Annotated in this window: 12 protein-coding genes; all 12 read left to right on the top strand. The window is 42.5% G+C overall.

Annotation, left to right across the window (positions count from 1 at the left end; all coding sequences use genetic code 11):
* The first annotated feature begins 1 nt into the window (after position 1).
* The 12 genes from MHH33_RS09750 to hpaD all read left to right on the top strand — a co-directional run bounded on the left by MHH33_RS09750 (position 2) and on the right by hpaD (position 12062).
* The gene (locus MHH33_RS09750; protein ID WP_342541614.1) at positions 2-1441 is read left to right on the top strand and encodes an FAD-dependent oxidoreductase; all 1440 of its coding nucleotides are present in this window, start codon (positions 2-4) and stop codon (positions 1439-1441) included.
* 83 nt (positions 1442-1524) lie between these two features.
* Entirely contained in the window at positions 1525-2505 is a 981-nt protein-coding gene (locus MHH33_RS09745) for an ABC transporter substrate-binding protein (RefSeq protein WP_342541613.1), read from the top strand.
* An 18-nt stretch (positions 2506-2523) separates the two neighbouring features.
* Positions 2524-3570 (top strand): ABC transporter permease, encoded by a 1047-nt coding sequence (locus MHH33_RS09740; protein ID WP_342541612.1) that lies wholly within the window; start codon positions 2524-2526, stop codon positions 3568-3570.
* Entirely contained in the window at positions 3548-4345 is a 798-nt protein-coding gene (locus MHH33_RS09735) for an ABC transporter ATP-binding protein (protein WP_342541611.1), read from the top strand. The genes MHH33_RS09740 and MHH33_RS09735 overlap by 23 nt, the downstream gene beginning before the upstream one ends.
* A 121-nt stretch (positions 4346-4466) precedes the next feature.
* A complete protein-coding gene (locus tag MHH33_RS09730; protein WP_342541610.1) occupies positions 4467-5258 on the top strand; it encodes a fumarylacetoacetate hydrolase family protein in 792 nt (263 codons plus the stop codon).
* On the top strand, positions 5255-6013 hold the full coding sequence (locus MHH33_RS09725) for a fumarylacetoacetate hydrolase family protein (RefSeq protein WP_016427256.1): 759 nt from the start codon (positions 5255-5257) through the stop codon (positions 6011-6013). Before MHH33_RS09730 ends, MHH33_RS09725 begins: the two co-directional genes overlap by 4 nt.
* A gap of 20 nt (positions 6014-6033) precedes the next feature.
* Positions 6034-6417 carry a 5-carboxymethyl-2-hydroxymuconate Delta-isomerase gene (locus tag MHH33_RS09720; protein WP_342541609.1) on the top strand — a complete coding sequence of 128 codons (384 nt, stop codon included), beginning with the start codon at positions 6034-6036 and terminating at the stop codon, positions 6415-6417.
* 102 nt (positions 6418-6519) lie between these two features.
* Positions 6520-8004, top strand: coding sequence for a 4-hydroxyphenylacetate 3-monooxygenase, oxygenase component (hpaB, locus tag MHH33_RS09715; protein ID WP_342541608.1), 1485 nt, complete (start codon positions 6520-6522; stop codon positions 8002-8004).
* A 64-nt stretch (positions 8005-8068) separates the two neighbouring features.
* Entirely contained in the window at positions 8069-8539 is a 471-nt protein-coding gene (locus MHH33_RS09710) for a flavin reductase family protein (protein ID WP_342543757.1), read from the top strand.
* 38 nt (positions 8540-8577) lie between these two features.
* Positions 8578-9501, top strand: coding sequence for a 2,4-dihydroxyhept-2-ene-1,7-dioic acid aldolase (gene hpaI / locus MHH33_RS09705; protein WP_342541607.1), 924 nt, complete (start codon positions 8578-8580; stop codon positions 9499-9501).
* Positions 9502-9548: 47 nt separating this feature from the next.
* Positions 9549-11057 (top strand): 5-carboxymethyl-2-hydroxymuconate semialdehyde dehydrogenase, encoded by a 1509-nt coding sequence (hpaE, locus tag MHH33_RS09700; protein ID WP_342541606.1) that lies wholly within the window; start codon positions 9549-9551, stop codon positions 11055-11057.
* Positions 11058-11078: 21 nt separating this feature from the next.
* Entirely contained in the window at positions 11079-12062 is a 984-nt protein-coding gene (gene hpaD / locus MHH33_RS09695; RefSeq protein ID WP_342541605.1) for a 3,4-dihydroxyphenylacetate 2,3-dioxygenase, read from the top strand.
* Positions 12063-12194: the final 132 nt, after the last annotated feature.

Genomic DNA, 12194 nt, shown 5'->3' with positions numbered 1-12194 from the left:
TATGGTTGTCGGTGAAATCAGTCAACAACGAAATCTCATCATCATCGGCGGGGGGCCGGGTGGATATTCTGCAGCGATACGAGGTGCGCAGCTTGGCTTGTCGGTTACTTTGATTGAACAGTCCTACATGGGCGGGGTTTGTCTGAACAAAGGCTGTATCCCATCAAAAATCTTTACCCACGCGGCAAAGAAACGGGAAGAAACGGACCATTTACACGAACTTGGGATTGGTGAAGGTGATGATACTTTCAATTTGACTAAGCTGCTGAGTTATAAAGACAAAGCAATTAATGGTCTTAGAACAGGCGTCGAAAGTCTCTGTAAAAACAATAAAATTGAAGTGATTCAAGGCAAAGCTACTTTTCTCGGAGCAGACAAAATCGGTGTAGAAAATGGTCATCAGTTCGATATTTTTGAATTCGAGCAGGCGATCATTGCAACCGGGAGTTCTCCGATTCTGCCAGACTCCATCAAAGTAAAAAGTAAACGAATACTGTTATCACACGAAATATTTGAACTCAATGAAATGCCAGAGCACTTGGTCGTTTCAGGACAGGATTATATTGCCCTTGAAGTGGCTTCTAGTTTTGCGGCACTTGGTGCAAAAGTGAGCATTCTATTTGAGGACAAAGCAAATTTTGCTTTTGATGAATCCATCTATAAAGAATTGCTGCGTTTATTTAAACGTAGAAAAATAAATATCTATAAAGATGCTCATTTGCTCTCTACTGAAGATCATAATCATGAAATTGCTGTTACGTTTAAAAATGACAAAAACGTCGAAGAAACGATTCAAGGCTCACATCTTTTTGTAACGGGATACCGAACACCAAATATTAAACCTCTTGGCATAGGACGCATTGGTGTTGCACAAACGGAGGAAGGCTACATTCACGTCGACGCATCCATGCGTTCATCGATTCCATCCATTTACGCAATAGGAGACGTAACCGAAGGTCCTTTGATGGCAATTAAAGCAATTAAACAAGGAAAAGCTGCGGTTGAAGCGATTGTCGGACATAAACCTGAAGTCGACATGACTTTCATGCCAGTTGTGGCACATACCATTCCACCTGTTGTTTCGGTTGGTCTTACTGAAGTGAACGCCCGCAACTTTGGGATTGATGTTCGGGTCAGTCAATTCCCTCTTGGCGGCAACGGCTACGCAGCCCTAACTGGAAAAAAGGATGGTTTCATCAAAGTGATTTCCGATCCCGCAACAGAAATTATTAGCGGGATTCATATGATCGGAGAAGGGGCTATCGAAATGTCCAGTTCCTTTGTGCAATTACTAGAAATGGCCGCAAAAGAAGAAGACGTCAAATTCCCTCATTATGCTCATCCGGGAATGGGTGAGAGCATGCTTGAAGCGGTGGAAGGACTAATCGGACAAGCCATCCATGCCGCACCTGCTAAGAAGAAAGATTTATTAATCATTTGAATCGAGAAACAATTTTTCACAGTAGCATTCATTTCTTTGGTTTCAAGTTTGAAAATATAACTAATCTAGTAGGGGGAATTGTAATGAAGTATGGTCTGAAAAAAATCGGAGTTGTACTACTCGGTTCAGCATTGCTTCTAGGGGCATGTGGAGATGGGGAAAAGACGAATTCATCAAGTGAAAATAAGACATTTAAGATTGGTGTAACACAAATTGTCGAGCACCCTTCCTTAAATGCAGCTTACGATGGCTTCAAAAAAGCTTTGGAAGATGCAGGGATTGAAGCAGAGTACGATGTTCAAATTGCACAAGGTGATTCAAGTATCAACACGACTATAGCAGACAACCTTGTCAGTGCGAATGTTGATTTAATTTTTGCAAATTCAACACCAAGTGCACAGGCTGCTTTGAGTAAAACAAGCGATATTCCAATTGTCTTCACTTCAGTAACAGATGCAGTTGGGGCTGAGCTTGTCGAATCGATGGAAAAACCGGGCGGCAATGTAACTGGAACGATTGATAGTCATCCTGATGCGATTTCCAATACGATGAAGTTCCTGAAAGAGGAATTAGGAGCTAAAAAAGTTGGGATGGTTTTCAACTCAGGAGAGCAAAATTCACGTGCCCAAGTGGATGCGGTCAAGGCGATGCTAAAAGATATGGATATGACAGTTGTAGAGGCATCGGTTGCAACGTCTGCAGATGTAAAACAAGCAACAGAATCATTGATCGGCAAAGTAGACTCTTTGTACATCATTACAGATAATACTGTTGTTTCTGCGCTTGAATCGGTCATTGCCGTCGCAAATGAAAATAAATTGCCGATGATGGTCGGTGAATTCGATTCTGTTAAACGAGGCGGTTTAGCTGCATATGGATTTGAATACTATGACATCGGGTACGAAGCTGGTCAAAAAGCTGTGAAAATCCTTAAAGGTGAAAGTAAGCCAGCCGAAATTCCAGTAGACATTCCACAAAAGTTAAAATTCATCATGAACAAAGATACAGCAGAAACAATCGGACTTGAGATAAAAGACGAGTGGAAAGCTGAATTCAGCAAATAAATCAGGAGGTGATTCTACATGTTTTCAGCAGTATTTGGCTCTGTGGAGCAAGGAATCATCTATGCAATCATGGCACTTGGTGTATATATTTCATTTCGTGTTTTGGATTTTCCGGATTTAACCGTTGACGGAAGTTTTGTATCAGGAGCTGCGGTTGCTGCCACGATGATCACCTTAGGATATCATCCAGTGGCAGCGACGGCGCTTGCCGTCATTGTCGGTTTTCTTGCAGGCTGTGTCACCGGCCTTCTACATACGAAAGGGAAAATCAATGCTCTACTTTCCGGGATTTTGATGATGATTGCGTTGTATTCCCTTAATCTTCGAATAATGGGACTGACCTCGGAAAATTCCATAGGTCGTCCGAATATCCCTTTACTAAATGCAGAGTCAATGTTCAATCAATTCCAATCTTTTTGGGGACCTCTAGGAATCGACACCGCGGTGAATAATTTCCTCAGCATGCTGGGGATACAGCATTTGCCAGCTACCTGGGGTACATTATTCATTATGACCATCATCGTGTTGCTCATTAAATTTGTGGTTGATTGGTTCTTAAGAACCGAAATTGGCTTAGCGATTAGAGCGACCGGCGATAATAAGAAAATGATCCGTAGCCTGTCAGCCAATACTGACACACTCATTATTGTAGGACTTGGTTTCTCCAATGCTCTGGTGGCATTCTCAGGTGCATTGATTGCTCAATATGCGAAGTTTGCCGATATTGGGATGGGAATAGGAATGATCATCATTGGTCTAGCTTCCGTAATTATCGGTGAAGCAATATTCGGGACGAAAACCATTGTCCGTACGACATTTGCCGTTATAGCAGGAGCTATTATTTATCGAATTGTACTCGGATGGGCACTGAGAGTGGACTTTCTTGATACGGGAGACATGAAATTGATTACAGCGGTTATTGTAATCGGCGCATTGATCCTCCCTCAATACTTTGATAAACGAAGAGAGAAAAGCAGAAAAGCCAAACGGCATGCGGAACGGTTAATGGAGTTTCAATCGCGTTCAAAAGGGGGAGCTGCAGTTGCTGAAACTCGTCCAGATTAACAAATTATTCAATGAAGCCACACCAGATGAAAAAATCGCTTTGGACCAGATTAATCTCCATTTAAATCCAGGTGATTTCATGACGGTTATCGGAAGCAATGGCGCAGGGAAATCCACTATGTTGAATATGATTTCCGGCGCTTTGTCTCCTGATTTTGGTGAAATAGAAATCTCCAATAAAAATGTTACAAGAATGCCGGAGTATAAGCGTTCGCAGATGATTGGACGTGTATTTCAAGACCCGATGGCTGGTACAGCACCTTCGATGACAATCGAAGAAAATCTAGCAATGGCCTATTCACGCAATAAGAAACGTTTATTAAGAATCGGTGTTGACAGGAAACGACGGGAATTATTTCGTACATCTCTTGAAACACTTCATTTAAATCTTGAAAACCGCTTGAATGCGAAAGTGGGTTTGCTTTCAGGTGGTGAAAGACAAGCTCTTTCTCTATTAATGGCAACCTTTACACAACCGTCGATTTTACTATTGGATGAACATACAGCGGCACTGGATCCTTCCCGTGCGGAACTGATTACCAATTTAACAAAACAACTGGTTGAAAAGGATCAACTAACCACGCTGATGATCACGCATAATATGCAACAAGCTTTGGACTTAGGAAATAGATTAATCATGATGGACAAAGGACAATTTATTTTGGAATTTGACGCACAAGAGAAGAAGAATTTGACCATTCCTAAACTAATGGATGAATTCCAACGTATACGTGGCGAAAAACTTACCAGTGATAAAGCCTTATTGTCTGTTTGATTCAGGATGCCTTTTCAAAGTGAGTTCTGAATGAGTCTCATTCTTAAACATGTTCAATTTTATATACTTGTAGTTATTGAACCGATAAACAACTAGTTTAATAACTTAAGGAGTGATTCGAATGCTTAATGCAAAGATCAAAAGAACTGATTCAAGAGAATTATCTTCCGTATCTGTGAATACAGAAACAAATTCAATCGAATTTGAAGGTAATGAGTTTGGTATAAACGATATACCCTTGGACAACCCCGTTACTGGAACGGTTTATGGTACATTATTGAACTTTCATGGTGGCCTTGAAAGACTTGGTGATAAGGTCAATGATAAACCATACCTTTCGCCTCCAGTTGCTCCTGTTTTATACATTAAACCTGAAAATACATTGAATCGATATGGAGCAGGCATACCAGTTCCTAAAAGCGAATCGAAACTTGAAATGGGTGCTTCACTTGGAATTGTCATCGGCAAAACAGCAGTTGCGGTAACGGAAGAAACAGCAATGGATTATGTGGCAGGCTATACGATCGTTAACGACGTGAGCGTTCCGCATACAAGCCTATTCCGTCCAGCTGTACAACAAAAATGCCGCGATGGATTTTGTCCAATCGGACCATGGGTTATTGATAGGGACGAAATGAAAAATCCGGATGATGTAACCATCCGTGTGTTCATCAACAATGAACTGCGACAGGAAAATTCAACAAAGAATTTAATTCGCCCCGTTGCCCGTTTACTTGCTGACGTGACTGAATTTATGACATTGAGTCCAGGAGACGTATTGCTCGTAGGGGTACCAGAAGATGCGCCACTTGCAATAGTCGGAGATAAAGTCCGGATTGAGATAGAGGGTGTCGGCAAACTAGAAAATGAACTGGTTGACGAAGAATCTTTCAACCGGAGGTGGTCGCAATGAGAACAGCACGGATATCCTGTGAAGGCGCAATCCACAAAGCGATTGAATGGGAAGGCCGCCTGAAGCTTGATGACGGACGGATTGTAGAAGAACGTGATGTTGTATGGTTGACGCCAATCGTCCCGCGTACCGTATTTGCTTTAGGGCTTAACTACGCGGATCACGCAGCCGAACTGGCATTTGATGCACCATCAGAACCATTGGTTTTTCTGAAGGGACCGAATACGTTTATCGGCCATAATGCATATACCCGTCGCCCTTCTGACGTCACGTACATGCATTATGAATGTGAGTTGGCCGTCATTATCGGAAAGACTGCTCGCAATGTAAAAAAAGAAGAGGCTTATCAGTATGTCAAAGGTTACAGTGTAGCAAATGATTATGCGATTCGAGATTATCTTGAAAACTATTACCGTCCGAATTTGCGTGTCAAAAACCGCGATACGTGTACACCATTTGGTCCTTGGCTCATCGATGCGAATGATGTGGCCAATCCGATGGAACTTAAGTTGACTACCCATGTCAATAACAAGCTTGTTCAAGAAGGAACGACAGCGGATATGATTTTTGATATTCCGACGCTCATAGAATATTTAAGCAGCTTCATGACATTGAGTGAGAATGATGTCATTCTTACAGGCACTCCTAAAGGGTCCGTCGATACTGCTGTCGGTGATGAAGTCGTGACAGAAATTGAAGGAATCGGACGATTGGTCAATACCATTATCGGGGATGAAGCGTTCTCGAACCGGTAACGTGAACAGGAGGAAACCGCATGCCGCATTTTACAGTGGAATATACGGATAATATCAAAAATGAGGCGAATATCGCGCTGCTATTTGAAGAAGTTCATAAAGTCCTCATTTCACGGGACTCCGTTTTCCCTATAGGGGGCATCCGTTCAAGGGCAATTGTATTAAAAGATTACCGGGTTGCTGACGGGGCTGAAGACGATGCTTTTGTCCATGCCGTGTTGAAAATAGGAGCAGGACGTTCGGCAGAAGTTAAAAAAGAAGCTTGCGATGCATTATTTGCCGTATTGAAAAATCATTTTTCGGAACTCATGTCCAAACGTTACTTGGCATTGTCGATGGAACTGATCGAATTCAGTGAGGCCGGCACATATAAGCAAAATAATATCCATGCACGATTTAAATAGAAGACTATGCTCTGATTTATGCATCGTTTTAGATGCGAAAATCTGAAAATAAAAATTACTATCAAAGTCAGTATAGATAGAACCGAAATAGGAGGGAATTAAATGGGCGCTCGTACAGGAAAAGAATATATCGAAGGCATAAAAAAACGGAACACTGAAGTGTGGATTCACGGGGAGAAAGTGGAAGACGTCACGACACACCCTGCCTTTAAAAACGTTGTGGAAAGTGTAGCTGGACTATATGATCTGCAACATGAGAAGCCAGAGAAGATGCTTTATACTTCACCGACTTCAGGCAAAAAAGTTGGGCTTTCCTTTATTGCACCGAAAACCAAAGAAGATTTATTTAGAAGACGTGAAATGCATTCCGAATGGGCTGGTTTTTCCGGCGGCATGATGGGACGTTCTCCAGACTATTTAAATACAAGCATTATGGCTTTTGGTACTGCCAGTGAATTCTTCGCACAAGAAGGTGGCGGCAGTAAGCAATTTGCCAAAAATGCCAGAGACTATTATGAATATGCACGTGAAAATGACATCAGCTTAACTCATACATTAATCCATCCACAAGTGAACCGATCGACATTGACTCAATCGGATCAAAAAGATCCTACACTATCCGCACGTATAACCAAAAAGACTCCAGACGGAATTATCGTGAACGGTTGCCGCCTGTTGGCCACTTTAGGTGGTATCACTGACGAACTGGTCGTTTTCCCTTCCACTATCAATCGGACTCCAGGAACGACGGACGATCCGTATGCTTTCGCATTCGCTATTCCAAATAATACGGCAGGGCTGAAATTCTTGTCTCGTGAGTCATTCGACTATGGGAAGAGCAAATGGGATCATCCGCTCGGTGCCCGTTTTGACGAAAGTGATGCGATTATCTCGTTTGAAGACGTGTTTGTTCCATGGGAAAGAGTATTTGTAAGCGAAAGTACAAACATCTGTAATCGTACGTATACGGAAACGAATGCGGTCATACATATGACGCATCAAGTCATCGCCAAAAACACGGTGAAAACAGAGTTCATTCTAGGTGTGGTCGTCAACATGATGGAAGCAATCGGAATTGATCAGTTCATGCATGTAAAAGAAAAAGCGAGCGAAATCATGGTCATTTTGGAAGTGATGCGTTCTCACCTATACCGCGCCGAACACAACGCCAAAATCGATCAATATGGCAATATGACACCTGACTTTGAACCGTTGAACGCAGCCCGTAACTGGTACCCGAAAATGTACCAACGGATGAATGAAATCATTAAAATTCTTGGCGCATCCGGCTTGATGGCATTGCCAACAGAAGCAGACTTCAGTAGTACGGATGTCGGAACATTAGTTCATCGTTACACGCAAGGTGCCAACATCAATGGTGAGGAAAAAGTTCAATTATTCCGCTTAGCTTGGGATATTTCAATCAGTGCCTTCGGTAACCGCCAAGCACTGTATGAGTACTATTTCTTCGGAGATCCAGTGCGGATGTCAAATGCTTATTACGATCAATTCGACAAGCAACCATATAAAAACATGGTGAAAGACTTCCTGAACAGAGCGAAAAAAGAAGCGGGTATTTTATCTTAATCAAATAATAGTCTCGTTAAGTTAGTGGAAGGGAGATTAGAATATGCACAACGATGAACATGAAGTGGATGATCGATTGTTTCGCAATGCAATGGGAAGTTTCGCAACCGGTGTCACAGTCATAACGACCGAAGTCGCTGGTGAGGTACATGGCATGACCGCAAATGCGTTCATGTCGATTTCATTAAACCCGAAACTTATCGCCGTCAGTATTGGTGAAAGAGCTAGAATGCTGCAACATATCAAAGAAGCAAAACAATTTGCTGTCAATATCCTGACAACCAAACAAGTAAATGAGTCCAAGCAATTCTCCGGTCAGTTAAATTTAGAGGATGATATAACGTTCTCTTCATATAAAGGACTTCCTGTTCTTCCGGATTCACTGGCAGTTGTGACGTGTAAACTGCATAGCGAATATGTAGCTGGCGATCATACCATTTTTATCGGGCAAGTAACGGGCGTCAAACTGGAACAACATGACCCGTTGCTCTACAGCCAGGGAAAATATCGTGAACTGAAAGAACTTCAGGAATAACATTGACGTACATTAATTCCTTAAAGGAGTAGATGAATTTGGCATACACAGAAGCGAAAAGAAAATTAAGAGGGTCCATTTGTCCTGTCGTTACCCCGTTTACAGAAGACGGCGCAATTGATGAAAAAGCATTTATTGAGTTAATTAACTGGCAAATTGAAAGTGGCAGTCATGGGATTTCCGTTACGGGAACTAGCGGGGAACCGAGCTCTTTGACAATGTCTGAACGAAAAAGAGTGATGGCCCTTGCAAAAGAAACTATAGACGGCCGTGTCTTTTTCGCGCCTGGAACAGGGTCGACAAACCATGACGAAACAATGGAATTGACAAAGTACGCTGAAGAAATCGGTGCTGATGCTGCGATGGTAATTGTGCCTTATTACAACAGGCCAAATCAGGAAGCCCTTTACCAGCATTTTAAAACAGTCGCTGATTCAGTGACAACACCGATTATCATTTACAATATCCCGGGTCGTTCTGCAGTCAATATGGAAGTAAGCACGATGAAACGTTTAGTGGAAGATTGTCCGAATATCGTCGGTGTAAAAGAAGCGAATAAAGACTTCGAGCATGTCAACCGTGTATTGCTGAACTGCGGCAGAGACTTCCTTTTGTATTCAGGAATCGAACTGCTGTGCTATCCGATGCTTGCAATTGGTGGGGCCGGATTCATCAGCGCAACAGCGAACGTTGAACCGGTCAAAGTGGCCGAATTATACAATGCATGGGAAGCGGGCGACGTAGCAAGATGTCAGGATTTGCACTTCGAATTAATGCCATTAAACGATGTGTTGTTTAAAGATACCAACCCAGGACCTGCAAAAGTAGCGCTTGGCATGATGGGGAAAATCAATCCGAAACTTCGACTGCCTTTAGGATTCCCTTCAGAGGCTCTAAAAAGAGAAGTTCGCGAAACACTCGTCGACCTTGGGAAACTTCCAAAGGAAGCGGCTGTAAACTAATAACTTAGTTGATGATCACTACAAACTTAAGAATATAGGTGATAAGTATGGTATCTTCACGAGAAAAAGTGGCGTTTAAACATGAAACGCAAGACAATATCCTACTCTATATCAATGGGGAATTCACTTCTGCTACTAGTGGCAATACGATAATCAATATGAATCCTTTTACAAATGAACAAATCAACGAAGTTGCTGAAGGACAAGCAGAAGACATTTATAAAGCAGTAGCTGCTGCACGTGATGCCTTTGACCATGGTCCTTGGAAGACGATGAAACTTACAAAAAGAATGGAATACATTTATCGGATAGCGGACTTGATTGATGAAGAAGTAGAGAGAATTGCTTACTTGGAAGCGCTCGATACGGGACTTCCAATCAGCCAGACCAAAAAAATGGTTGGCCGTGCTTCGGAAAACTTCCGGTTTTATGCACGCATGGTGGAAAGCCGCCTCGTCGGCGATGCCTATCAAGTGGACGATGAATTTATCAATTATACAATCAACACGCCTGTTGGTGTAGCAGGGTTAATCACTCCGTGGAATGCACCATTTATGCTGGAAACATGGAAAGTGGCTCCAGCACTGGCAACCGGCAACACGGTTGTGTTGAAGCCAGCAGAACTGTCGCCACTGTCGGCGAACTTGTTAGCTGAAATCATTCATAAAGCAGACCTGCCAAAAGGTGTCTTCAACGTGGTTCATGGCTATGGAGAGACAGCGGGGGATGCGCTCGTTAAGCATCCTGAAGTTCAACTGATTTCATTTACAGGGGAGACAAAAACCGGCTCGACTATTATTAAAAATAGTGCTGATACTTTGAAAAGCTGTTCGATGGAACTAGGTGGGAAGTCACCGATTATCGTCTTTGACGACGCTGAATTCGAGCGGGCAATGGATGCATGCGTCTGGGGGATTTATTCCTTTAATGGGGAAAGATGTACCGCGAACTCCCGCTTGTTTGTGCAGGAATCCATAAAAGATGAATTTATTGAAGCGCTGAAAAAACGTGTAGCAAAAATCAAGATGGGTGATCCACTAGAAGCCGACACAGAAGTGGGGCCCTTAATCGATAAAGGTCATTATCAAAAAGTGAAAAGCTACTTGGATATTGCCAAAGAAGAAGGCGCGGAAGTCATTACGGCAGATATCCCTGAAGAAATGGCGAAAGGGAATTTTGTTGCACCGACTCTACTGTTAAATGCAGAAAATCATATGCGCATCGCCCAGGAAGAAATTTTCGGGCCGGTACTGACGGTCATGACATTTAAGGATGAGGAAGAAGCTATTAAACTGGCTAACGAAATCAATTACGGGCTGGCAGGATATGTATGGACAAATGACATCAAACGTGGTCACCGTGTAGCGCATAAAGTGGAAGCTGGCATGTTATGGGTGAACGCTCAAAATGTGCGTGATTTAAGAACTCCATTTGGAGGCTCGAAGTATTCGGGAATCGGTCGTGAAGGCGGACATTACGGTTTCGAATTTTATACCGAGCAAAAAATTATTCATGTTTCCATAACCGATCATCATATTCAACAATTCGGAAAATAACGGCAGAGGGGGGTGACCACAATGGATTTTTCTATCATTCGAATCGCGAGGACAGTTCTTCATGTAACCAATTTACATGCTTCCCGTGAGTTTTACGTCAATGGTTTAGGCATGATTGAAACAGAAAGTGATGACCAACATATTTACTTAAGAGGTCTCGAAGAACATGCTCATCATAGTCTTTTATTAAAACAAGCAGAAAAAGCAATGGTGGAAGTACTCAGTTACAAGGTGGCGAAAGAACAGGATCTTGACGAAATCGAAAAGCTCTTTACATCCAAAGGATTGAAAACAAAATGGCTGCCTTCCGGAACGCAGCATGCGATCGGAAGAACACTTCGTGTGCATGATAACTCTGGAATTCCATTGGAGTTTTTTGCGGAAATGAAGACAACCGATCGCATGCTCCAACGCTATGACTTATACCGCGGAGCGAAAATTCAGCGGATTGACCACGTTAATTGCGCAGTGCCTGACGTTCAAAGAGCTTATGATTTCTACGTTGACCACTTAGGCTTCTCCTGTTCAGAATATACGGAAACTGAAAATGGCGACTTGTGGGCTGCGTGGCTTTACCGCAAGCCAACCGTTCATGACCATGCATTCATGAGTGGTCCAGGACCAAAACTTCATCATTTTGCATACTCTCTGACAGACCGAATCAGCATTCTTGATTGTTGTGACGTTCTTGCCAGTATGGGCTATGCACAATCCATTGAACGCGGTCCAGGACGTCATGGCTTATCAAATGCCTTCTTCCTATACTTGAGAGATCCGGATGGCCATCGTATTGAACTCTACACTGGTGATTACTTAACTACCGACCCAGACTTGAAACCGAAACGCTGGGATTTGAATGATCCACTTCGTCAGACATTTTGGGGACACGAAGCACCAGACCGCTGGTTCAATGAAACGAGTTCGTTTATTGATATTGAAACTGGTGAGGAAATCTCTTACAAAGAACCGGTTTTAGAACAAAGAAAACCAGAAATTATGGCTTGAGTGTATGTAATTGATTGATTGCTTATAAAGTAAGCGAACTCCTTTTTTTCAAGGATTTCGCTTTTTTCTTTTTTCCTGTTATACAATGGAAGCTGACGACTTTTGTTTTAATGAAACCAATGAAGATGAGAT

Source organism: Paenisporosarcina sp. FSL H8-0542 (assembly GCF_038632915.1).
GTDB lineage: Bacteria > Bacillota > Bacilli > Bacillales_A > Planococcaceae > Paenisporosarcina.
Note: the sequence above shows the minus strand (reverse complement) of the source record. Positions and strands in the feature narration are given on the sequence as shown.